14 protein-coding genes are annotated in these 24,178 nt (G+C 48.8%); 10 read left to right on the forward strand and 4 right to left on the reverse strand.

Features of this window, described 5'->3' with window-relative positions; all coding sequences use genetic code 11:
• Nucleotides 1-69: 69 nt before the first annotated feature.
• The 5 genes from ACTQ1O_RS03525 to ACTQ1O_RS03545 all read left to right on the forward strand — a co-directional run bounded on the left by ACTQ1O_RS03525 (nucleotide 70) and on the right by ACTQ1O_RS03545 (nucleotide 5,357).
• A complete protein-coding gene (locus ACTQ1O_RS03525) occupies nucleotides 70-291 on the forward strand; it encodes a hypothetical protein (RefSeq protein WP_441486131.1) in 222 nt (73 codons plus the stop codon).
• A gap of 184 nt (nucleotides 292-475) precedes the next feature.
• Complete coding sequence (locus ACTQ1O_RS03530) at nucleotides 476-1,642, forward strand: GGDEF domain-containing protein (protein WP_441486132.1); 1,167 nt, start codon at nucleotides 476-478, stop codon at nucleotides 1,640-1,642.
• 299 nt (nucleotides 1,643-1,941) lie between these two features.
• Nucleotides 1,942-2,151 (forward strand): DUF6219 family protein, encoded by a 210-nt coding sequence (locus ACTQ1O_RS03535; protein WP_441474533.1) that lies wholly within the window; start codon nucleotides 1,942-1,944, stop codon nucleotides 2,149-2,151.
• On the forward strand, nucleotides 2,148-3,308 hold the full coding sequence (locus ACTQ1O_RS03540; RefSeq protein WP_441486133.1) for a GGDEF domain-containing protein: 1,161 nt from the start codon (nucleotides 2,148-2,150) through the stop codon (nucleotides 3,306-3,308). Before ACTQ1O_RS03535 ends, ACTQ1O_RS03540 begins: the two co-directional genes overlap by 4 nt.
• Before the next feature lie 123 nt (nucleotides 3,309-3,431).
• On the forward strand, nucleotides 3,432-5,357 hold the full coding sequence (locus tag ACTQ1O_RS03545; RefSeq protein WP_441486134.1) for an oleate hydratase: 1,926 nt from the start codon (nucleotides 3,432-3,434) through the stop codon (nucleotides 5,355-5,357).
• Nucleotides 5,358-5,444: 87 nt separating this feature from the next.
• Here ACTQ1O_RS03545 and ACTQ1O_RS03550 read toward each other — a convergent pair whose 3' ends face one another.
• Nucleotides 5,445-8,300 carry an EAL domain-containing protein gene (locus tag ACTQ1O_RS03550; protein ID WP_441486135.1) on the reverse strand — a complete coding sequence of 952 codons (2,856 nt, stop codon included), beginning with the start codon at nucleotides 8,298-8,300 and terminating at the stop codon, nucleotides 5,445-5,447.
• Between the two features lie 446 nt (nucleotides 8,301-8,746).
• On the opposite strand from ACTQ1O_RS03550, the gene ACTQ1O_RS03555 reads away from it, so the two are divergent.
• Nucleotides 8,747-9,874: a GGDEF domain-containing protein gene (locus tag ACTQ1O_RS03555; RefSeq protein WP_441486136.1), complete on the forward strand. Its 1,128-nt coding sequence runs from the start codon at nucleotides 8,747-8,749 to the stop codon at nucleotides 9,872-9,874.
• 149 nt (nucleotides 9,875-10,023) lie between these two features.
• On the opposite strand, the gene ACTQ1O_RS03560 is transcribed toward ACTQ1O_RS03555, so the two are convergent.
• From ACTQ1O_RS03560 to ACTQ1O_RS03570, 3 genes are all read right to left on the reverse strand, one after another.
• On the reverse strand, nucleotides 10,024-11,244 hold the full coding sequence (locus ACTQ1O_RS03560) for an FprA family A-type flavoprotein (protein ID WP_441486137.1): 1,221 nt from the start codon (nucleotides 11,242-11,244) through the stop codon (nucleotides 10,024-10,026).
• Between the two features lie 169 nt (nucleotides 11,245-11,413).
• Nucleotides 11,414-13,321 (reverse strand): acyl-CoA dehydrogenase family protein, encoded by a 1,908-nt coding sequence (locus ACTQ1O_RS03565; RefSeq protein ID WP_441486138.1) that lies wholly within the window; start codon nucleotides 13,319-13,321, stop codon nucleotides 11,414-11,416.
• Nucleotides 13,322-13,577: 256 nt separating this feature from the next.
• Nucleotides 13,578-13,997 carry an RrF2 family transcriptional regulator gene (locus ACTQ1O_RS03570; protein ID WP_441486139.1) on the reverse strand — a complete coding sequence of 140 codons (420 nt, stop codon included), beginning with the start codon at nucleotides 13,995-13,997 and terminating at the stop codon, nucleotides 13,578-13,580.
• A 767-nt stretch (nucleotides 13,998-14,764) separates the two neighbouring features.
• Between ACTQ1O_RS03570 and ACTQ1O_RS03575 the strand changes: the two genes are divergently transcribed.
• The 4 genes from ACTQ1O_RS03575 to ACTQ1O_RS03590 all read left to right on the forward strand — a co-directional run bounded on the left by ACTQ1O_RS03575 (nucleotide 14,765) and on the right by ACTQ1O_RS03590 (nucleotide 24,159).
• Nucleotides 14,765-15,982, forward strand: a complete 1,218-nt coding sequence (locus ACTQ1O_RS03575) for a hypothetical protein (protein ID WP_441486140.1) — start codon at nucleotides 14,765-14,767, stop codon at nucleotides 15,980-15,982.
• Nucleotides 15,983-16,232: 250 nt separating this feature from the next.
• Entirely contained in the window at nucleotides 16,233-16,670 is a 438-nt protein-coding gene (locus ACTQ1O_RS03580) for a type IV pilus modification PilV family protein (protein WP_441486141.1), read from the forward strand.
• An 8-nt stretch (nucleotides 16,671-16,678) separates the two neighbouring features.
• A complete protein-coding gene (locus ACTQ1O_RS03585) occupies nucleotides 16,679-17,407 on the forward strand; it encodes a PulJ/GspJ family protein (RefSeq protein WP_441486142.1) in 729 nt (242 codons plus the stop codon).
• 59 nt (nucleotides 17,408-17,466) lie between these two features.
• Nucleotides 17,467-24,159 (forward strand): prepilin-type N-terminal cleavage/methylation domain-containing protein, encoded by a 6,693-nt coding sequence (locus tag ACTQ1O_RS03590; protein WP_441486143.1) that lies wholly within the window; start codon nucleotides 17,467-17,469, stop codon nucleotides 24,157-24,159.
• Nucleotides 24,160-24,178 lie beyond the last annotated feature (19 nt).

Raw genomic sequence — 24,178 nt, forward strand, 5'->3', positions numbered from 1 at the left:
AAAACTGCCGCCTCCTTGTAAATGACGAATGGATCAGAGTGACTGAGGCTTTTTGAGATGGAGGTGCCCATGGAACTGATTCGATTTGAGCATGTGTATAAGACCTATGGTCAGGGAGAGGGACAGGTTCATGCCCTCGCTGTTCGCGGTGATCGTGAACGTTCTGATGCGGCGGCAGATTCGCCGTATCAACATGGCCGAGTCGCTCAAGGCGGTAGAGTAGGGGAGGCTTTGGGATTCTCAGTAGGGGAAGATTCGGAATCCTCAGTGGATGATTTGTATAAAATGTGATATCATCAGTACATAGCAGATTGTTCAGGAACTAAGCGGACCGATTTATTTCACGTTATAACGCCAGGTAAGGCTGCCTTCCGTGTAACAATTGGTCTAGTCAAATCGTGAACGCTCTAATAGTATATGTATCCGGCACAAAAGTGCGATCATGTGAACGCAATCGGGAGAGTTGAAGAGTAGTATGAGTGTACCGAGCTGGCTTGTTTTAAATACATATGTGGCGATTCTTTCTATTGTTCTGCTTGGAATGACACTGAGCAAGAAGTCGGGCACGCGCCAGGACAGCAGCTTTGTGTTCATGCTGAGTGTCATTCTCATTCTTCTGATCGCTGATTCATTCAGTAAGGCATATGTGCCTGGAAATCTCGGACTTATGATTTCAAAGGCAGGCACTTATTTCATTTTTGCCTTTGATCCCGTTGGCTATCTGGCTGCGCTGATCTACATTGATTCCTGGACTTCCGGAAAAAAGGATCACGTGGAAAGCGTCTTCTATGGCATCGTCATCGGCTATGTCTGTCTGAATTTTGTATTAGTGACCGTCAGTGCAGCGCTCGATCTGAGATGGTTTTACTGTTTTGCGGGTGCTTCGCACACGCATACGCACGGCAGCCTGTTTGTCCTGAGGGGCCTGATAAACATGATCTTCTGTGCGGTGATTTCTCTGTACATTTTTTTGCGCAGAAGGAAGATCCGTACGCAGTATACGCTTGTTGTCATTATGTTTCCCATGATCATTCTGTTTTCCGGCTTTCTGCAGGTGTTCGTCGGAGGTGCATCGTATGAATACGCGGGATCCGTGCTGGCATGTCTGCTGTTATTTGTGAAGGTGCAGGCGCATAATATAGATGATGACTACCTGACCGGTCTGCTTAACCGAAGAGGGTTTATGCGTGAGATGGAGTACCAGAGCAGCCATTATCGCCGGGAACATCCGTTTGCTGTATACTTTGTTGATCTGGATTTCTTCAAGGTGATCAATGATGAATATGGACATCTGGCGGGTGATGAAGCTTTGATTACCTTATCCGAATTTCTTGTGGATGTTTTTGGGAGAGAAGCGAGAATCGGACGTTACGGAGGCGATGAGTTCATAGTGCTTGCTTTCGAAAAGGACACACAGCAGGCAGAGCGGAAGCTGAATGAATTAAAGCGGCGGTGTGATGAATTTAATCAGCGGCAGACATCTGGTCTGCAGCTGTGTTTTTCGTCGGGATTCGCGTTCTATGATCCGGATGCCTATCCGGGGGTGGATCCGTTTTTCCGTCACATCGATGATCTGATGTATCAGGAGAAAAAATCTCATCATGCGCTGCGGAATTCTTCGGGCGTGTCTTCCGCCGGATGAGGGATCCGGCGTAGATAATCATTGGCATTGCCAAGAAGTTTACCATGAAAAGAGAAAAAAGCTTAGCCGTTCTGGTGGTGCGTGAACGGTAATATGATGCGTCAGGATTGAGGCCGGGTCACAAAAAGTTCAGTGTATCTAATCGATATTTGTGTTATAATTCTTGCAGCCGGTAACCGCTGTGCGATATATAGTGCCACATACTGCATAAGCTGCGGATTGCTCCGTGCTTCGCACTCTCGCAATCCTACAGGCATTCGCAATCGCATACAGTACATTCTACACTGGAGGTATTGTTCATGGAGAAACACAAGCAATTTGGAATTCTTGCACTGGTATGTATGCTGTTGACGTTTTTTTCCGGAATCTGCAAGCCGATCCGAAAGGTACATGGCTGCTTTGGGTGCCTCACGCTGCTGTTTATGATCGGAGCTGTGGTGAGTGGTCATTCAATGATCAGCAAGACTGACGCGGACAGAGATGAAGGCGAGGCAGTGGAGAATGCATGAACATTTCGATGCAGTATCATTTCGCGGAAGCGTATGAGCCTTTTTACTTCTCCTTCCTGGCAGTGTGCCTGATCATCGCGATACAGGTCTACCGTCGGGTACAGTCAAATCTCGGCAGGGAGTCCGTGACGGGTGCTTTCAAGTTAATCATCCGGGTCTATTTTATTTATATTATCACGGATTTCCTGTGGCTTTTTGTGTCATTTTATACGGACTCTCTGACCTTGGTTGTCGTTCTGGAGTATATCGAGTCCGGTATCCTCGCTTTGTTCACCTTCTGCTGGTTCCGGTTTGCGGAATTCTATATTGATGGATTTCCGATGCAGAATATCCGAACCTGGATCTGGTATTCGATTCCGTATCTCGTCACGGTCGTTGTCACGGCTTGGTATGTGCTGAATGTCACCGGTATCATGGGAGAGGCGCGTGTTTCATCGGCTCTGTATGTGATTAACAGTATAGCAGACTGCTTCTATCTGGGCTTTGCTTTTTTCCATACACTGTACAAGCTGGCACAGGAAAAGTACAGGATCCGACGTCAGCGGTATCTGGTTATACTGGAATGCATCGTCTATCCGGCGGTGGGAGCAGTGATCAGCTTTTTTATTTCGTATGTGCCGTATATCATTCTGGGTATTCTGCCGTCCATCATTAAGGTACTGATCGATATGCAGAACGCGAATATTTATACGGACGCCCTTACCCGGATCAACAACCGTTATCGGGTGGATGAGTATCTGGAGCACAACTGGGAGCATTGCTCTGAGGAGAGACCGCTGTGGATTTACCTCATCGACATCAATCAGTTCAAGAAGATCAATGACCGGTTCGGACACATGGAAGGTGACCGGGCACTCGTGGCAATCGCGGATGCATTGAAGAAGATCGCGTATGAGGGGCTTGTCATCGGGCGGTTCGGAGGGGACGAGTTCATTCTTGTCGATCCTCAGGATCACGATCTGGAAGCACTCACCCGTGAGCTGCGCAGTTATCTGAAAGAGATCTCCGAAGAGAGGCGGTTTGCCTTTCCGCTTACTGTTTCTGTCGGATATGCTTCGTGCACCGATCCGAGGGAGCAGATCATCGATGTGAAGAAGCGCGCCGATGAAGTTCTGTATCAGGACAAAAAGGTGCAGAACGCGGGCGCAATTGAATGATTATCTGATTCTAAAAAGTATAAAATTTCTGTCAAATTCCCCGTTTTTCTTGACGGGGAATTTATTTTGTCGTATTCTGGACCTGAAAATGACTGACGGTCAGTTATACAGGAGGTACATGCCATGTATTACAGCAGTGGAAATTATGAAGCATTTGCGACACCTGAGAAACCGGAAGGAATTGAGAAGAAACATGCGTATATTGTAGGAACAGGCCTTGGAGGCCTTTCGGCTGCATGTTATCTGATCCGGGACGCACAGATGCCGGGAGAGAATATCACCCTGTTCGAGTCACTTCCGCTTGCGGGAGGTTCGTGCGACGGTCTGCATGACCCGCAGAAGGGATACATTATGCGCGGCGGCCGTGAGATGGATAATCATTTTGAATGTATGTGGGATCTGTTCCGGTCCATTCCCTCCATTGTCAATCCCGGAGAAACGATTTTTTCGGAGTATTACAAGCTGAACAAGGAGGATCCGAACTATTCCCTCTGCCGTGTAACGGAGAAGCAGGGACAGGATGCTCACACGGATCGGAAGTATGACCTGAACAAGAGCGCGGAGAAGCAGCTGCTGAAGCTGATGTTTGCCAGCGATGAGGAGCTGGCGGACAAGACCATCGACGATATGTTTGATGATGACTTTTACCGGACGAACTTCTGGATCTACTGGCAGACCATGTTCGCGTTTGAAAAATGGCACAGTGCTCTCGAGATGAAGAAGTACATGCAGCGCTATGTCCATCACATCGACGGACTCCCGGATCTTAGTGCGCTGCGCTTCACACGATACAATCAGTATGAGTCGATGATCCTTCCGATGGTGAAGTATATCCAGGATGCCGGCGCGGTGATCCGGTACAATACACAGGTGACGAATATTGTCTGTGACTGCAAGCCTTCGCGAAAACAGGCTGTCAGACTGGAGTACACACAGGACGGAGAGGATAAGGCTATTGATCTGACTGAGGATGATCTGGTCTTTGTGACAAACGGTTCGCAGGGCGACGGTTCTGCCTACGGCGATCAGACGCATGCGCCTGAGATTCAGATCGAGAACGGACAGGGCCCGTCTGTGGAGCTGTGGAAGAAGCTGGCGGCTCAGGATGACGCTTTCGGTCATCCGGACGTATTCTTCCGGGACATCAAGGAGACCAGCTGGGAGTCCTGGACGGTGGATACGGCGAACAAGGAGATTCTGGAGGCCATCGAGAAGATCTGTCACAGAGATCCGCTCTCCGGAAAGGTAGTAACCGGTGGAATCGTGACAGCGAAGGATTCCAGCTGGCTCATCAGCTGGACAATAAACCGCCAGGGTCAGTTCCAGGATCAGCCGGATGATCACTGCCTGATCTGGGTTTACGGACTGAACTGCTGGGATGACTGCGGCGACTACGTCCAGAAGCCGATGTTCATGTGCAGCGGCCGTGAGCTCTGTGCGGAGTGGCTGTATCATATCGGAATTCCTGCAGATCATATCGATGAGCTTGCGGACAAGGAGTGCAACACCACCCCATGCATGATGCCTTACGTAACGAGTTTCTTTGAGCCGAGAAAGTATGGCGATCGTCCGCTCGTGGTTCCGGAGGGATCCGTGAATCTGGCCTTCCTCGGACAATATGCGGAGACTCCGCGGGATACCGTATTCACGACAGAGTACTCAATCCGCACAGGTATGGAAGCGGTCTATACCCTCTGCAAGGTAGACCGGGGGGTTCCGGAGGTGTGGGGATCCATTTATGATATCCGCGATCTGATCACTGCAGGTGTGAAGATGAACGACGGCAGGATGATCAAGGACTGGCCGATCGGGGCAGGTGAGAAGGCCGCCATCATGGGCGCTCTGAAGCTCGCGCGCAACACGGACCTGGAGACGCTTCTGATCCGTCTCGGAGCGGCAGAGGAAAAGGACTTTGAACCGGTGATCGACAAGAAGAAGGCTGCCGAGGCGGTGGAAGACGTGAAGGACAGCGCAGTCACCAAGGCTGTCGGAGCGGCTGTCGCGGTTGCGGCAGGCGTGACGGCGCTGAAGCATCTGAAGAAGAAATGATTTAAGGGAACATGACTCCGGGAAGAGATGATCCCCGGAAGCGTGATTCCGGAACATAATGATCCCGGAATATGATAATTCCAGGATTTATGGAGCAATGACGAAATTGGCAAGGGTAAGCAGAAAACCTTCCATTTCGCCATTGCTTTTTTCTGCGAGGAGATTGAGTGTTGCGTGGTACTTCTGATTATTCAGCTCAACGCTGAAACCAAAGGCCGGATGCTTCGCGTCGACTTTGCGGATCGCGTCAGTCAGGATCGCATAGAGGCTGAAGTCCTGTCTGAGGGAGTACTGATATTTGTTCACGGCGATCACAGAGCCCTTCAGCAGATCCTGCATATCCTTGTCGATGCGGAGGAGTGTCAGCTGTTGATCCGGACAGAGGACAATGACGGCTCTTGCCAGAAGAAGAGGCCGGTGATTCTGCGGATTCTGATACTGGAACGGCAAATTATTCACGAGACTCACCTTAGCCATGGTCTGATAGAAGCGGTCCGTATCTTCGTCTGTAACGTTGCTGACGAAAGGACTGCCGATCAGATCATTGAGCGGGATCGGTCTGCTGAAGAAAAAGCCCTGAATGAAGTTCATACCCCATTGCTGTGCATACCAGAGCTGTTCTCTGGTTTCAATTCCCTCCGCGATCATCATGCTGCCGGTCTCATGGCAGAGATCAACGATGCTCTTGATAATGATTTTGGTCCGTTGATTCGAGAGATCCCGGAAGAAGGACTGGTCAATCTTAACACCCTGGACTTCGTAATTATGAAAGGCGGACAGGGAAGACTCTCCGACACCGAAGTCGTCCATCCATACCCGGTATCCGCGTGCGTTCAGCTGCTTCACGGCATCATGAATCACCTTTGTCTCCGCGAAGGCGGATTCCGTGATCTCGAACTGAATCTGTTCCGTTGGGATCCCATACCGCGAGACAATGTGCTCGATTTCCTCCGGCATATTCATGATTTTGAAATCGGTCTGAGACAGATTAATCGTGACAAATAGCTTTTGCGAGAACTTGTCTCTGTATTTCCGGATATCCCTGCATACCTGTTCCAGAAGGTACAGATCGAGACGGTAAGCCTCGAAGCTCTCTTCCAGGTAAGGAACGTAATCAGCGGGAGAGATCATACCCTTTTCCGGATCGATCCACCGGCTCAGTGCCTCAAAGCCGCTGGTGGTTCCGGAAAGGGAGCCGACGATCGGCTGATAGTACGGAACAATATGACCGGCCTCCAGAGCAGCGATGAAATTGCTGTGTACAAAGTTCTCCCGGGCACGTTTCTGCTCCAGTGTGGCATCGTAGATGCAGAGATAATTGTCGCCAGAGGTGACATTATATGCCTGATTTGCCGCATATATCGCGTTGTACATACCGGTAATGAAGTCTGCAGGAGCGTCGGTATCGTGATGGTGATAAATTCCGGCACGGAGAATGACAACCCGGCTGCTTTCCAGAGCGGCGACGTCGGACTGAACTTTTCGGATCCGGTCCGTGAATTCAGAATCCGGGACTGTCGAATACAGTACAAAATGATCCACCTCGCGGGTGAAGAGGATCGAGTCAGGAAAATAGCGCAGGAGTATGTTCAGAATGGCCTGAAGGATGATCTGTCCGTTCCGTGTGCCAATGGTTTCATTGATTTCCGCAAAACGGTTGACGTTCAGATAGGCAATTGACCATGATTTGCCGCACATTTTATTCTGGGTGAAAAATTTTACGGCGTCATCCGTGTTTTTTACGGTAGCGGGAGATAGAAGCTGCTCTGTCATCATCCGGACAGAGGCGTTGGCAAGAGACAGCGCTCCCTGCATCGTGCCTTTTCCATCGCTTTTGGCCTTATAGAGATAATTGTCGGCGATTTTGATCAGGGCGCGCAGATCGGCTTCCGCATGAGGAATGCCGACGCAATATCCGATGCTGCAGGTAAAAGGAAGGTCATCCCCGGTTTCCGCGCAGGAATTCTGAAACTCACGTAGTTTCTGAGTGAACATCCGGGTATTGTTTTTGGAAATAATCAAAAATTCATCTCCGCCATATCGATAGCAGCGATCCTCGTAATCATGAAAAATATGTCTGAGCTTTTTTCCGGTCCTCTCCAGCACCCTGTCCCCGTATTCATGACCGTAATTGTCGTTGTATTGTTTGAAGGAATCCAGATCGATCAGAGCCAGTGACAGCTTCTGATTGATGTAGCCGGGAAAATCCTTCCGGAGCGCATAGCGGTTAAGAAGGGTGGTAAGCGCGTCGGTCCTGCTCTTGGTGTAATAGAGATCCCTCTTGCTCTCAATGGAGAACAGCATGCCTTCTGTCTGAAGAAAGGAAATCCAACGGACCCAGTTGACAAAGCCGCAGATCAGATGCAGGGCAATGATATCGACCAGATCCTGCCACGCAATATTATAATGCAGGAAGCACAGAACAAAGATCATCGACACAATGTTGATCGCGGCATTCCGGATAAAAGACGGAATATCCGAGAGCGGCAGCAGATAGACGATGATCGTGACCAGAATGTATTCAAAGAAAAAGCTGCTGTTCTTCTGCGTGGTAAAAAAGGTCAGACTTGCCAGAATCATGTTGATACCGCAGAAGAGATGGAAGATCAGCGCGGCATGGCTGCGTGTGATATCATCCGCGGGCTTTTTCTGCTCATACAGCACCAGCCGCAGGAAGACAACGTTGGTCAGAAACAGGATAAGGTAGACAGAGGTGGCGTTGACACCGGAGAGCACATAGCCCTTGTCTAAAGATAAAACAGAGCCGATCACTCCGATCAGTGCGAGTATGCAGAGAAGAATACACGCGGTGATGCTGTAAAAGATGTTGTTTTTGAGGATATCGGACTTAAGGCGGGGATCCTTGACTGCAGAAAGGTCCAGATCTCTCCCGACGATTAATTTTGTCAGCCCTTGCAGAAACTTCTCTCTACGTACTTTCATAGATTCTCCGGTAAAACACGATGTGATAATGGTGCCACAAACTGTATGAAACGAGATAAAACACGCTGCGCGAGTTTTATCTCGCTATCGCGACGCTCGCCGCACACGAATACTTCGCATTCGGCTGCGGCTCACTGTTCGCGTAAAAAAAACTATTTTTATTATAGCATTATTAGAGGAAAGTGTGTACATGTAAGCATCGTAAAAGCCTGATATGTACCCGGAAGAAGCCTGGCATATACTTGAGAGAAATTTGACATAAGTATTGGAATAAACCTGGTATAGATGTACCGGAAATGCTGTTTTTGGGGGTCTTCTAATTCTTAAGAATTCGTTTGCCGTTTTATGGTATACTGGTAAATAAGCTTGTAAGCTTGTTGAAAAATATAGGAGCCTTATGAAAACACTTGCAGTTTTCCGGGCGTATTCGAAATGGAAATATAATTATGCGTGAAAAAATATCTTTCTTCTTTCAAAAACTTAAGCTTACGATTTTTCCGGATGTTTCAAGAAATGTGAAGGATGAAATCATCCGGGATAATATCTATCGCCTGAAGAAGATTTCAGCTGCGGTTACGGCAGTTGAGATTGTGATTCTGACCCTGTTCTGCGTTCATTACTATTTCGCTGTTCTGCATTATTGGCGGAGTCTGGTCAGCGCCCTGACATGTATTTTGGTAAGTGTATATTTCACGGTGCATATGACAAGAATTTCGCGGAACGAGATCAGCCTGAATAAGCATCTTCTGCGCGAAAATGTGATTATCATTCTTTATTACGGAATTCTGGTTTTCTGGGGTATGGCGGCGTCGCTGCGCCATTATGAGTCCGGAGAGCAGATGCTGACTTTTTTTATAGTGGAAATTGTGTTTACCTGTTTCGTTACGATGCCTCCGCTGATGAGTATCGCTCTGATTCTGTCGGCACACGGTATTTTCTTCATTGCTCTGGAATTGGAAGACGGAGCGGCGAGAATCAGTTTCCTGAATTATCTGGCACTCGCTCTGCTTCTATGCGCCGGCATGATCACCCGCTACCACATTGAAGTAAGGCAGATCCGGCAGCGTATAGAGGTGGAGAACCTGAATAAAAAGCTGGAGATCCTTTCCATGACAGATGCTCTGACGGGTATCGGAAACCGGATGGCTCTCCGGACAGTTTTTCAGAATTATGTCGGCGGTCAGGTCGCCGTAATGATGGCGGATGTCGATTATTTCAAGCGTTATAATGATGAAGCAGGACATGAGGCGGGAGATGAGGTGCTGATCTGCGTGGCATCTTTGCTCACGCGGTATTTTCCGAGAAATTGCTGCTTTCGTTATGGAGGAGACGAATTCCTGGTTCTCATGAAAACGGATCGGGCGGAGGAGTTTCAGCACCGTATTGACTGCTGGCAGGATGCTGTTTCAGCCGCCTCCGTTCCCGGAATTTCAGTCCCGATCCGGTGCAGTGCCGGATTCGTGGTAGAAAGAGTGGAAAGCGAGGAGGAGCTCAGAAGGCTGGTTCACAAGGCGGACAGGGAGCTCTATCTGGTAAAGGAAACGCATCACAAGAGCGTACGCGGAAGAAGGTGAACGGAGAAGGCAGCCTGTAAAGCTGTTTTCCCGCGTGCTGTTCTGCCCGGGTACGCTCTTGATGATTTCGCAGCGAGGGTATTCTGTTAAGGATCAGGGGGCTTCGTTTAGAAAATCCCGAATCAGGGGTTCCTTCAGAAAATCCCGAATCAGGAGACTTCGTTCAGGGAATCCCGGATTGCTTCGGCAAGGCTGGTCAGATCGTCTTCCTGTTCTTCCTTCATCGCGGAGGCGAGCGACAGCCTTTCATTCAGGATGGTCATGTCCTTCAGCTCGTTGTTGAGGAAGTCCTGCATCAGATCCCCTGACTTGCATGCCCAGGAGCCGTTTTCGATGATGGCGAAGGTTCGTTTCTGGAGGTTCAGCGCCTTCATATCCATCAGATAGTTGTGCATCACCGGATAGATGCCGAGGTTATAGGTGACCGAGGCCAGGACGATGTGGCTGACACGGAAGGTCTCGGAGATCAGGTAGGATACGTGTGTGTTCGACACATCGTATACGACCGTGTTGGTGACGCCGAGCTCCGCCAACTTTGCGGCGAGCGCCTGAGCAGCCGCCTCGGTGTTGCCGTACATGGAGGCGTAGCAGATCATGACGGCTTTTTCTTCCGGTTCATAGGTGCTCCAGTGCTGGTATTTGTCAAGGAGATAGTCAAAATTGCTGCGCCATACCAGTCCGTGAAGCGGGCAGATATATTTGATCTGGGGAAGCAGGGGAGCTGCCTTCTTCAGAAGCTTCTGAATATGCGGACCGTATTTTCCCACGATATTTGTGAGATAGCGTCTGGACTCGTCGATCCAGTCGCGGTCGTAATTCACCTCGTCGTTGAAAAGCTTTCCGTCCAGAGCAATGAAGGAGCCGAAGGCGTCCGCGGAGAAGAGAACGCCGTTCGTGGTGTCGAAGGTAACCATTGCCTCCGGCCAGTGCACCATCTGTGCCTGCACGAAGGCGACGGTATGATCTCCGAAGCAGGCAGTGTCGCCTTCCTTCACCTCAATGGTTTCGTGTCCGTCCGTGTGAAAACCGAACTGATGCATCAGCATAAATCCTTTTTCCGTGCAGTAGATGCGGCAGTCGGGGTAGCGGAGCAGTACCTCCTGAAGAGATGCCGCGTGGTCAGGCTCCAGGTGGTTGACCACCAGAGCGTCCAGCTTCGCGCCGTCCAGCAGATACTCGATGTTCTCGAGCATCTGGCGGCAGGCCGACCAGTCAACGGTGTCAAAAAGCACGTTCTGCTTATCCTTCAGCAGGTATGCGTTATAGCTGACTCCTCTCGGTATCGGGTGAATATTCTCGAAGAGATGGGTGCGGTGATCATTCGCGCCGACCCACCACAGATTGTCCGTCACCTGTCTTACACAATGCATATGGTTTCCTCCTATATAATGATGATTCGACATGCCTGTCCTTTATATACCTGTCTTTAGTAGATCTTCGACATGTCTGCCTTTTGCAGATTTACGACATGCCTGCCTTTTGCAGGCTTTCGATATGCCGGTTCTGGAATTTGTCATATCCTTTGTCTGAATCCGTGAATTATTCCACCTTTGTGAAGTTTGCCTTTGGTTCCGCGCATTCCGGACATACCCAGTCCTCCGGAAGCTTCTCGAAGAGGGTGCCTGGCCTGATGTCGGCAGCCGGGTCTCCGATGGCAGCATCGTATTCGTATCCGCATCCGTCGCATACATAGAGGCTGTACGGCGGTTTCATCTTCTTGGGCTGAGCGCGTTTGATCTTTTTCATCGGCGGAGCGGGTTTCTTCTCACCCGTGTCGAGTGCTTCTGTGAGAAGCGGGAGAATCTCGTTCACATCTCCGACGATACCGTAATCGCAGTTCTTGAAGATCGGCGCGTTCGGATTCTTGTTGATCGCGACGATGGTGGATGCCTCACGGATGCCCTTCAGGTGCTGAACGGCTCCGGAGATGCCGCAGGCGATATACAGGTTGCCGGAGAACTTCTGCCCGGACATGCCGACGTAGCGGTTGAGCGGTACGTAGTGAAGAGTTTCGGCTACCGGACGGGAGGAGCCGATGGCCGCGCCGGCGGCTGCCGCCAGATCCTCGATCAGCTTCATGTTTTCCTTCGGACCGATGCCCTTTCCTGCGGATACCACACGTTCCGCTTTCGCGATCGGGGTGTCCTTCGGGATGCCGACCGTGAAGTCATAGCCATCCTTTTTCAGATCCTTTACCAGTTCCTCGACACGTTCCTGTGCGGAGCCGTCCTTGAGGATCTTTTTTCTGCGGGCGCCGGTGACATTCGGCTGCTGCTGGAAGAGCGGAGCAGAAGCCTCCTTCGGAGCCTTTCCGAGGATCGCAGTTGAGATGACGAGACGCTGAATCTCGTTGGTTCCCTCATAGATCGTTGTGATCTTCGCGTCGCGGTAAAATCTTTCGACATCCATGCCTTTCAGATAGCCGTTGCCGCCGTGAATCTGCAGGGCCTCGTCACAGACCTCCACGGCGGTATCAGAAGCGTACTGCTTTGCCATCGCGGCCTCCATTGCATAGGGCTCATGGTTCTGCTTCAGCTCCGCGGCGCTGTAGACGAGCATCCGGGATGCCCGGATCTTTGTCGCCATATCTGCAATCTTGAAGGAGATCGCCTGCTGGAAGGCAATCGGCTTATGGAACTGCACGCGCTCCTTGGAGTAAGCGATTGCGCTCTCAAACGCTCCCTGTGAGATGCCAAGCGCCTGTGCGGCAATGCCGATGCGTCCGCCGTCAAGCGTGTTCATGGCAATCTTGAATCCCTGTCCTTCCTGTCCGAGGAGATTTTCCTTCGGAACCTTCACATTGTTGAACAGGAGCTGGGCTGTTGCGGAGGAACGGATGCCGAGCTTGTCGTAGTGATCGCCGAATTCGAATCCGGGCATACCCTTTTCGACGATGAAGGCACTGATGCCTCTGGAACCGATTCCCGGCGTGGTGAGGGCGAAGATTACGTAGATGTCGGCCTCTCCGCCGTTGGTGATGAAGATCTTCTCACCGTTGAGCAGGTAATAGTCGCCTTGCAGTACAGCGGTGGTCTCCGTGCCGCCGGCATCCGAACCGGCATTCGGCTCGGTAAGGCCGAATGCGCCGAGCTTCTCGCCCTTCGCGAGAGGAATGAGATATTTCTGCTTCTGCTCCTCGGTTCCGTACGCAGCGATGGGCCAGGTTCCGAGAGAAGTGTGCGCGGAGAGGATAACGCCCACGCCGGCGTCGACTCTGGAGAGCTCCTCCACGGCGATGGCGTAGCTTGTCACGTCAAGTCCTGCGCCGCCGTATTCCTTCGGGTAGGGAAGTCCCATGATGCCGAGATCGGTCATCTTGCGAACAACCTCTGACGGGAAAATATTGCCCTTGTCCCATTCGAAAGAGTATGGTTTGATTTCGGCTTCGGCAAAGGCGCGGACCTTCGCGCGGAGTTCCTCTTGTTTCTGTGTGGTTGCGTAGTTCATAGACCTGCCTCCTTTTCCTGAAATATTTAAGTCTTCCTAATCTAATATTTAAGTCGTCCTTATCTGTTGGCATGCCCTATCCGGGATGATGTGTTGTGCTTTGCCGGTATGGAGTTCTCTGTTTTCTCTTTCTATAATGAGCGATATCGGGATTGATGCATTTGCTTTTCTAATGAGCAATATCTGATCTAATGAGCAATACTCATCTAATGAGCAATATCAGAGATAAGCGGCTCTCTTGACTTTATGGATTCGGTTATGACGATGTATCATCGTTTTCCAGAAGGTCCAGGATGGATTGCCTGGCAAGCTCCTGATTCAGCGTATTCTGGATTTTACACAGCCTGGAATGAATCGTGCATTTTCTGCAGTTCTTTTCAGACCAGGTGCAGCGGCAGTCCGGGCTCATGCAGTCAGAAATATAGGAATCGGATTCCGTGATCCGGATGACATCCAGAAGAGTGATGCTTCCAAGGTCACCGGTAAGCTCTGTGCCTCCTTTGACGCCCCGGACGCTTTTCACAAGCCCCGCTTCTGTCAGCCGCCGCAGAATCTTGTACGCAAACTGCTGCGGAACGGCTTCACTCTCACAGAGTTCCTTGACATTGTGTCGTTTTCCGTCCGCCAGAGCGCGGAGAATTCGTAAAGCGTAGTCAGTTTCCCGGGTGATCAGCATTTGTCTTCTTCCTTTTTCGGCTTGAGAATTTATTCTTCCGTCTCTTATTCATATGATTTCATACGTTCTGTAAGATAATTGCATTTGTATTTCAAAGAGCAGATAGATCCTATGAATTAACTGTAATATACTGGACAATTATAGTCAACAATAAGGAGAGGGAGAAGTGCAAATTCGTGAGTAATAGACGATTATTATCTGATAAAATTGTGCAGAATACTGAAAACAAGAAACTGATACCTTCTTGTGATGGTAGCGAATCATTCGGAATGTCACGAAATCACGGAGTGATGCGGATGCCGGGAATACCCTTAAATCCCATCTGAGATCATCTGAGATACGGAAGAAACAAATTTGATGTGAAGCCTTGAATAAGCAAATTTATGTTATGCGGCAAAGTGCTTCAGGTGTTGCGAAAATCAACGAATATTTGACGTGAGAGATCATTGTTGCTATTATAAAATGTAATATTCTCGTTATAATTTTTTATCATTAACCGGCGTGTGTGCGTTTTGTTCGAAGCAGTACAGCGGCTGGTTTTATAGATATTGTGACATGAACGCGGGCAATCCAAATGCCTGTAGGATTGCGGGATTGTGAATACCCCTGGGATTGCGGGAATGCGAATACCCCTGGGATTGCGGGAATGCGAATACTCCTGAAATTGCGGGAATGCGAATACTCGCAGGATTGCGGGAGCGCGCAGCACGGAGGAATCCGTAGCTTATACAGTTTGCGGTACAATGTATCGAATGAGTGCCTACTATATGAAAAAGAAGAGAAATGTTCTGATTCAGAGAAAAATAAAGTCGGAGGAAGGCGCAAGCCTTTCCGTGGCGCTGCTGTTTTTTCTGGTATGCGCAATTGTCGGGTCGGTAATTCTGGCTGCGGCGACATCCTCGATGGGGCGGATGAAGAACCTGTCCTCGACGGAAAAGGATAAGGATGCCGTATATTCGACGGCAAGGCTTGTGGTGCGGCGCATGGCGGGAAGGAATCTGGCGGACGATGAAGTCCTTCCGAAACTTCTGAATCTTCAAAAGAATAAAAGCACCGGAGCAGCAAGCGCGGACGACATTGCCTCCGGGACGCAGATTATCTGCAATGCGGCGGATAATACTTTGACTGCCGGTACAGAGTTTTCTTTTTATCGCACAGTGAATGGAGACGGGACATCTGTTGATTCCAGCACTTTGGAAGGAAGCGGAGGCCCGGCTATATCGCAGGCAGACCAGTCCGATTACCTGAATGGGAGGCTGCCGGAATCTCCATTCAAGAATATGAAAGACAATCTGCAAAACCAGAGTTTAACCTCACAATTGAACCTTACCGGATATGAAAGCGTCCGCGCGGGAGAAATTATCGATTCGTTCTGGCATGATTATGTTCTGATAGACGACGGAACGCTTGGAACGAAAACGGGTAATCCCGGAATTTCCAGTGCAAATACCTACAGCTGGACCGGTGACAGCGTTCCGGGCAATCACACCTGGATGTACGGTTACACAGATGCTGTCGACACGTATCTGAATAGCAGTTCCTTGAACAAACAGTCTTATATTCTGAGTGTCGGAGCAGGCAGTGATTCAATTAAAGTCTGTGTGGACTTATATATGGACAAAGGTCTGAACATCGAAGCACAGATTTATCCTTATAAGGTAGATGACAACGGAAATCAAACATCATCCTTTCAAAACGCATCTGCAAGATGTCTGGTGAGGATCCCCGCAAACGGAGGGGAACTGCAGTATACACAGGACACGAATACAGCGGCAATAAACTCGTCCATATCGGGCACGGCATCCGGAGCCGGAGATGAAAACGGTACAGCACCGGGAGGATCGTCTCAGAATCCGGATGATACCGGGGATTCGGTAACATACAAGGTGACCATCACCAGAAGCGTGACATTGAGCGGATTCGGATGGGGAGATGCCAGGGTTTACACCGGTTCCGCGATCAGCGCGCAGAATCCCCGGAGCTGATAAATGACAGAATGTCTTAAATAAATACAGATGATCTTTGATTTACGCGAACAGTGAGCCGCAGCCGAATGCGAAGTATTCGTGTGCGGCGAGCGTCGCGATAGCGAGATAAAACTCGCGCAGCGTGTTTTATCTCGTTAATTGAAGACAGGCGATTTCATATTATTCGAAAACAGCTGATCTCAAATTGTTGGAGAACAGCCGCTCTCAATTATTTGAATACGGATGATCTCGAAGGAAAGTAAGAAGAATGCAGGATAAACAGTTGTGCGATAATTCTAATAAGAGCGGAAGGGAAAAGGACGTTGCGGAAGGATTCTGCGGATGCGGAAGCTTTGTCCGTGCAAGGCTTCGCTCCAGGGCGGGAGAGAGCCTGACGGAGACGTTGGTTGCGGTTCTGATCGTTTCTCTGGCGTCTATTCTTCTGGTGTCGATGGTGCAGGGGGCACGCCGGGTGATTTCACGTTCCGGATCCGCTTATTCAGATTATATCACGGAACACAGCGATCTGGCAGTGCAAGGTGACAGCAGGGACAGCAGCAAATCAGATACGGATACCATTACAGATGCTATTATACTGAAAAAAAATGCGGCCTCGTCTGATTACAGTCTTTCTAAGATGGAAGAAAAAGTGACCGTGAAAACGGGAAAGGACGGGAACAAGGTATTTTTTCCCGCGGACAGCTGAGGTGCAATATGAGGCGCAGGCAGGACTATTTCCTATATCACAATCGAACAAAATCCCGAAAGGGTTTTTCTCTCACGGAGATGCTTGTAACAGTTCTTCTGATGTCTCTTGCGACACTCGCGATTGCGGCCGGAATCACAGCTGCAGTCCGTACGTACCGGAGTATGACATTGAAGGCGGAAGCACAGACACTTCTCGGAACAGCGATTGCTTCCGTGGATGACGACTTTGCCGCAGCGGATTTGTCTACACTGACGATCGGCTCTGACGGAAGCGAGGCATCGTTCTATTCCGGGAACCGTGGGTATGAGGTACACATTCACAATGGCGGCGATACCATATATATGACAGATGCCGGGAACGGCATCTCATCTGTTTCGTCCGGAAGTGTGTCGGATTCCGCCAATGGAGCGATTCCGATTGTCACAACGCAGACGAGGACACAGAATCTGAAGCTTCAGATCAAGGATATTTCGATTACTCCGTCAGCGGCAGAGGGCTTGGGAAGCAATGCTTCGGCTGGAAACGTATCAGGTGGGAGCACGTCTGCCGGAACAGTATCGGGTACTGCGTCGACCGGCAATTCCGGGACGAAGCTATCGGATACGAATCCGTATTTCACATACACAATTATTGTGCTGCATGGTGAAACAGTAGTTGAGTCAGAAAAGGTGAAGACCGCAGTAATTGCAGGGTATCCGGCAGGAACAGGCAGCCGGGGGAATATGGGCGAATAGATCTGACCGGCCGGTACATTGCAAGCGCATGGGACCTTTCGCATCGAGGATGACAGTACATGAGAATAAATGATTTTCCGGATCATCAGAATCATAGAAAAAAAACGACGAATAACGTTGCTAAAAAGAGGACTGCCCGGGATAAATCCCGGAGCGGATTTACGCTGGCAGAGATGCTGATAACGGTTGCAATTATCGGCATTCTGGCAGCTTTTGGCTTTGTGGCGGTAATCCGTTATCAGAAGTCCCTCAAGCAGACCGAGCTCGATGACACGGCACGTCAGATTTTTGTTGCGGCGCAAAATCATACGACGGTATCGCGGGCAAGCGGAAACTGGGATACATATGTCGCGGAAGCGGAAGGTCAGAATGGAGGAGGAACGGATAAGCTGGGGGAGGCAATGGGAGCCGGCGCAGGAGATCAGAACGGACCGTCGGATTATGATAAGAACTCCCTGGGCAGCTGGAATTCATCCTGGGCGAATGTAACGTCCGCAAAAGACCAGGAGCATGATTTCCGTTATGTGACGGTCAGCGCGGACGATACGAACGATCCCGGCATTCTGTCTATGATCCTTCCGGACGATGCGATCGATGAAACCCTTCGCGGGAACGGAAATATTCTTATCGAGTATGACGCGAAGACCGCGGCCGTCTACGGTGTATGGTACTGTAAGATGGCAGACTTGAAGAAGGCAAAGAGTACCAATACGACAGGTACCGCTTCTTCGTCTGTTGTCAGTTCCATTGCCAATACGGAATCTTATATAAATGACAACCGTGTGAGTAAATCCAACCGCATGAAGAGTGATCCCATGGTGGGCTATTACGGCGGTGCGACAGCGGCCCAAAAAGAAGGTGAGAAGCAGGATACTCTCAGCGCAATCATCGAAAATGACGACCGCCTGATGCTCGAAGTCGCAGTGCCCGAGAAGGGCAGATCTGGTTCAGGCAGTGCTCGAAGAGCGTATACGGTCAAGGCTGTCATCACCGGACAGACAAGCAAACATTCCAGAGAGATTACGCTCGGAAACTCTAATGTGCCAACATCGCAGAAGAATGCAAATTCCCTGAAAGGCGTTTACAAGGATTCTTCCACAGGCTACCGGCTTTACTATTATACGCTGGACAGCGTGACGGACGGAGCGGAGGGCCATTTTGCAAGCCAGTTCTGCAACGCGTCGGATAAGGCGGAGGAACGGCTTCTTCCGGGAGAAAATCTGACGATTACAGTCAGCCTGTCCTATGATGGGGAGGCGTCCCGGAAGGGATCCTCTTCAAATGGAAGTTTATCCTCCAAGGGAAGCGCGTCTAACGATGCTTCAAGCGTGACACTGACCGCTAACAGTCTTTTCGCGAATGGTTCCGCAAATGACGATCAGACAGCGGGAATCGTCTATGGACGTCACCTCCAGAACCTGAGCACGGTTGTGTCCGGCGTCAACAGAGAAGCTTCCGGAAGCACCGGTTCCGCGGGAACCGGGAGCAATTCCGGAGGGAGCGGTGCGGTTATCACAAAAGCAAAGATGATGCGCGATCTGGACTGGTCCAAAATGACCATTCGTTTTTTGGACAGCAATCCGATCCCGAGGACGTCGGCCGGCACTGAAGCCGGCAGCAGCGGATCCTCAGCGCAGAACTATGCGGTTTCATCGTATAACAGTGAGTGGAATACTTCAGATTCCGGTTCCGTGTCTTCCGTTTCCGAACCGGCAGCGAGGGCAGTCACCGCAGCGGGTAAGTTCTACAGTATTTCGGATTCTGCTCTGACTGCTTTCAACGGAAACGGATGCGTGATTTCCAATCTGCAGATCGGCGCGTCTAAAACCTTGTCATCAGGCTCTTCCGCAGGAAAGAACGTGACCTATGCCGGTCTGTTCGGTTATGTCGATTCGGGAATCGCGGAGGACAGCCATTCTGCAGGCGGCAATGCGTCCGGCAGTCCGGCGGGTAATTCCATGACCGTGAGCCTGCTGACTTTAAAGAATCCGACGGCTGAAAATGCCACCTTTGCTGGATTCGTCATTGGAAAAACAGATCGGAAGACTTCTGTTCAGAACGTGACGATTACGTCGGATCAGTCGCTTTCCATCGCAGCAGATCAGGCAGCGGGCGGCATACTGGGAGAGGCAGAGAGCACTTATACCAATATTCAGTACGCAAAGGTTCTGGCGGGAACAAGATTGACCGTCAGTGCAAATAATAATATTTTTTCGACTGCAGGAGGAATTCTCGGCGGTCAGATTGAAGCAAAAACAGGGACAGAAGGCACCGGGACAGGTCTGTCCATTGAGAACTGTACCGTATCTGTATCGGGAGCAGAGAACAGCTCGTCAAATACAAATAATGCGGAAAATAACGGCAGTGCGGGTGCCGCAGGAAATTCGGATAAATCGGTTCAGGTTTCAGGCGGATACTCTGCCGGCGGGATTCTCGGTTATTGCGGAGCGTCAGAAGCGGACAATACCGGAGGCAATTCTGCAGGCTCTTCTGCCGGAAATTCTGTTTATAACGGTGCGGTCAATATTCAGAATTGCAGTGCCATCGGCGCGGGAAATGAGGATCTGGTTTCTGCCCGAAAGGCAGCGGCAGGGCTTGCGGCTTACATCAGCGCAGGCGGAAAGGTGGATATTGAGAACAATGCGGCTTCTGTATATGTCGCCGGTTCCGATTCGCAGAATTCCTCCGACGCGGCAGGTTTCGGAGGCCTCATCGGATATCTGAACAGTACAATCAACGATAGCCGGGTTTCGAATTGTTACGTCGGCGGCCGTACGGCGGCCGGAGAGTATAAGGATACTGTTGATGATGCTGCTACGCAGGGCCGCTACAACATCCGTGGATACGGTTATGTCGGCGGCTTCATCGGACAGGTTGCGGGCAGCCATTCCCTTACGATAGAGAAATGCTTTACCACGGCCTCCGCATATTCCGGGACAAACGGGGGTACAGGCAACGGTGGGCAGAACGCCGCACAGGCAGGAAACTTCGTTGGTTACAGCAGCAACAGCAGCGCAGTTATCACTTTCTGCTATGCAACCGGACTCACGAACGGAACGGTATTTGCCGGAGGAAATTGGGCTGCTACTTCAGGGGACAATTATTATCTGAAGGGCGTAAACAAAGGAGAACTGACCGGAGCAAAAGTAAAGGGCGAAGCAAAGGAAACTGCAGGCACACCATTTGCGAATCAGACTGCCACTGTAAAGACCAATATATATGATAAAACCCTGGAGGGAGATTATCCGTATCAGATGATTTCCGGTCAGTCTGCGTACTACGGAGACTGGGTCATCCCGAAAAAAACACAAAGCTTCAACGGAGATTTCGGAATCCTGTACTATGAGATTGTGCAGCATGGAGATCAGGCAGGCGCGTCAAAGGATGCTTATTATCATGGATATGTGGGAAACGTAGCTCTCGATGAGGGAGATAATAATATTCAGGAGGTGAATACAAAGTTTACTCTTCACTCTAAAGGAACTATGGATACGACAACAGGACTTCTTACTGCTATTGATGGTGGCGAATATGTTACTGAGGACGGATACATTCTGCTTTTGGCAGACAAGTATGCCCCGAATGAAGTCGAAATGGATTTCAACTGGGGGAAAACCTTGCTGTCAGAACTGGCTTCCAATATATTTATTCCATATGATGCCATCACAGAAAGTTTAAATATATCAGGGTATCATGCATACTACTTAAATGCTAAGAATGAGACGGTCCAAAACTATATTTTATGGAACACGGATGAATCCAATACTGACCGTATGAACGTAAGCTTTTTAATGAGTTCCGGAACAGACAATGAGAAAAATAATAATTACGGGTGGAGAAAGAAATTAACATTAAAATGTAATCCGTATTTTGCAGATTATATCCTGACAAGTTCTGATACAAAGCCATTTACAATTCGCAGCGCACACCAGCTGAACACATTATTCGAATTGAACGGTGGAAAGTACATAGGAAATGGTGGAGGAACCGGTAAAACAGTTGTCACACAAACTATGGATATTTCTTATAATAATGATGTGATCGATTTTACAGCTCCGAAATCTGATGGGAATTCACAGGCAAAGTCAGAAGGCATTGACTATACATCAAAAACATTGGAAAAACTTGTCGGGACATACCGGGGAGCCCTAAAAAGTAATGGTAGTTATTATAAGCTGGATTTTCTGACAGAGCCTCTGATAGGAAGTGTTTTCTTTGCAAGGACATCAGATAACCCAAATACATCAAATGATCCAAATACATCAGATAACCCAAATACATTAAAGAACTTAACAATCACTAACATGAAGGCAGTTTCTTTGGCAGGGTCAAATCATGGAGATATGGAGAACCTGACAATATTAGATTCTAAATTTAGTGGGAATGCTTTACTGTCTGGGAATTCTGATAACGACGGCATTAATACGGGAACAATTAGTAATTGTAAAATTAGTAATTCAGAGATTAATGGGAATGGTATTGCTAAATACAATAATGGAGTAAATGGAATAATCAGCAATGTGACCTTGGAGAATAACGTTGAGATAAAGGGGAACGGATTTGTAACAGAGAACAATCAGGGAACAATAAAAAACAGCAGCATTACAAACGCGGAGATCGGAGGTAATGGAGTTGCAAGTACGAACAGCAATGGCGGAACGATCGATACGGTAAAGCTGGAAAGTATCAGCAAAATAACCGGGAACGGATTTGTAGTTAATAACGAGAGAGGAACAATAGAAAACAGCAGCATTACAGATACGGAGATCGGAGGTAACGGAGTTGCAAGTACGAACAATGGCGGAATGATCGATACGGTAAAGCTGGATAGTATCAGCAAAATAGCCGGGAACGGATTTGTAGTTAATAACGAGGGAGGAACAATAAAAAACAGCAGCATTACAAATGCGGAGATCGGAGATAACGGAGTTGCAAGTACGAACAGCAACGGCGGAACGATCGATACGGTAAAGCTGGAAAGTATCAGCAAAATAACCGGGAACGGATTTGTAGAAGAGAACAAGCAGCAGGGAACAATAAAAAACAGCAGCATTACAAATGCGGAGATCGGAGGTAACGGAGTTGCAAGTACGAACAGCAATGGCGGAACGATCGATACGGTAAAGCTGGAAAGTATCAGCAAAATAGCCTGGAACGGATTTGTAAAAGAGAACAATGGAGGGACAATAAAAAACAGCAGCATTACAAATGCGGAGATCGAAGATAACGGAGTTGCAAGTACGAACAGCAACGGCGGAACGATATCTGGTGTTACTCTACAGTTGGTCGAAATAAAGTCGAATGGTTTTGTAGATACTAACACTAACAGCGCTACTATATCTGAAGGTTATATAATTGATGCTCAGATAGGAAAAAATGGTTTTATTAATACCAACTCTGGTAAAATCGATAACTGTCAACTGTATGCAGACACGAATGTGTATGAAGGTTATTTGAATTCGCGTGATTCGAAGATGTGTTATTTCAATCCACAATCGCCGACAGTAGATGATCAGGATACTGGTTCGGCGGGCTATAGTTTATTGGTTTGCGGCTTGGCAATAAATGAGAATGATACATCGTCTGAAGCTTCTTATATCTATAATAACGAGACGGCTGGTTTTGTTAACGCGAATACAGGAGGAACCATATCTTTATGCAGTTATTCTGGTAAAGTATATGGTAAAGATAATGCGGCTGGATTTTTCTTGAATAATACAAATTCGGGAAAGATTCAGAAGAGTTATGCCAATGCGTTGGTAACTGCATCTGATATTGCCTGCGGTTTCGGATATTTGTGTAAAAATGGTGAGATAACAGCAAGTCATAGTATCGGTATGGTTCTTGAAGCACAAGAAGGCACCGGATTTGTTTATCAATACGAAAATACTGATTGGAGTAATAAGATTGAGAATGATTATTCTGCTGTCTGGAAAAGCACAGCGGGTACGTATTACTTTTTCGCTAAATCATATAACGCACCTATGTATTCTACTCTAATGAAAAACTGTACTTATCTTTCGAGCATCGATTGCGCTAAGAACAGTTTAAGAGATGTGTCGATAATAGTTACGGGGTCTAATTTCGAGTTGAGAGGGGTTACATATGAAGAGCTGAAAAACAATTATGGATCAGCGGCATCTGCCGCCAAAACGATTCCTTATTATCAGTATGTAAGCAAAGATGAGGAGGTTTATCCATTCCCTATGCCTGTTGATGATAAGAATGTTGTGATGACCGCATATGGTGACTGGAACAAGGCGGTTTATTCGATCCGATTTGACGGAAAAGGCGGAAAGCCTGTTACTGTTGATAATGTTGAAATAGACTCAATACCGAATATCGATTACATAGCAGAAGTTACTCTGCCTGACTGTAAAAAAGCAGATAGCAGCGAAAAGTTTCTAGGTTGGGAGACTGCTACGGGTAATCTGTATCAGGCAGGAGAAAAGGTGTCCGGTTTGGCAAAATCAGGCACAGTAACCCTTACTGCAAAGTGGGAGACGAATACAAAAATTGATTCGAGTAATCTGGCAGTTGGTGAAGGCAATAGTGTAACAGCAAATTCGAGTGAAGATGCGATGAGCAGCGGAGGGCGAAGAGGAGACACTGCCGTCGACAAAACAGATGCCGATAATAAGAAAGATTCGGATTCATCATCGGTTATTTCCGGTTTTACGGATGAGGAATCTCCAGAAAAAACGACCGGAGGACAGACGAGTCAGAGCAGCATACCGACAGAGAACGGCTAATTAAGGAAAAACTATCTGT

It is taken from the genome of Bilifractor sp. LCP21S3_A7 (assembly GCF_052118825.1).
Taxonomy (GTDB): domain Bacteria; phylum Bacillota; class Clostridia; order Lachnospirales; family Lachnospiraceae; genus Bilifractor.

What these genes read in the sequence shown, in the direction of transcription:
- ACTQ1O_RS03525 (WP_441486131.1), top strand. Translation starts at nt 70, where the DNA reads ATGGAACTGATTCGATTTGAGCATGTGTATAAGACCTATGGTCAGGGA.
- ACTQ1O_RS03530 (WP_441486132.1), top strand. Translation starts at nt 476, where the DNA reads ATGAGTGTACCGAGCTGGCTTGTTTTAAATACATATGTGGCGATTCTT.
- ACTQ1O_RS03535 (WP_441474533.1), top strand. Translation starts at nt 1,942, where the DNA reads ATGGAGAAACACAAGCAATTTGGAATTCTTGCACTGGTATGTATGCTG.
- ACTQ1O_RS03540 (WP_441486133.1), top strand. Translation starts at nt 2,148, where the DNA reads ATGAACATTTCGATGCAGTATCATTTCGCGGAAGCGTATGAGCCTTTT.
- ACTQ1O_RS03545 (WP_441486134.1), top strand. Translation starts at nt 3,432, where the DNA reads ATGTATTACAGCAGTGGAAATTATGAAGCATTTGCGACACCTGAGAAA.
- ACTQ1O_RS03550 (WP_441486135.1), bottom strand. Translation starts at nt 8,300, where the DNA reads ATGAAAGTACGTAGAGAGAAGTTTCTGCAAGGGCTGACAAAATTAATC.
- ACTQ1O_RS03555 (WP_441486136.1), top strand. Translation starts at nt 8,747, where the DNA reads ATGCGTGAAAAAATATCTTTCTTCTTTCAAAAACTTAAGCTTACGATT.
- ACTQ1O_RS03560 (WP_441486137.1), bottom strand. Translation starts at nt 11,244, where the DNA reads ATGCATTGTGTAAGACAGGTGACGGACAATCTGTGGTGGGTCGGCGCG.
- ACTQ1O_RS03565 (WP_441486138.1), bottom strand. Translation starts at nt 13,321, where the DNA reads ATGAACTACGCAACCACACAGAAACAAGAGGAACTCCGCGCGAAGGTC.
- ACTQ1O_RS03570 (WP_441486139.1), bottom strand. Translation starts at nt 13,997, where the DNA reads ATGCTGATCACCCGGGAAACTGACTACGCTTTACGAATTCTCCGCGCT.
- ACTQ1O_RS03575 (WP_441486140.1), top strand. Translation starts at nt 14,765, where the DNA reads ATGAAAAAGAAGAGAAATGTTCTGATTCAGAGAAAAATAAAGTCGGAG.
- ACTQ1O_RS03580 (WP_441486141.1), top strand. Translation starts at nt 16,233, where the DNA reads ATGCAGGATAAACAGTTGTGCGATAATTCTAATAAGAGCGGAAGGGAA.
- ACTQ1O_RS03585 (WP_441486142.1), top strand. Translation starts at nt 16,679, where the DNA reads ATGAGGCGCAGGCAGGACTATTTCCTATATCACAATCGAACAAAATCC.
- ACTQ1O_RS03590 (WP_441486143.1), top strand. Translation starts at nt 17,467, where the DNA reads ATGAGAATAAATGATTTTCCGGATCATCAGAATCATAGAAAAAAAACG.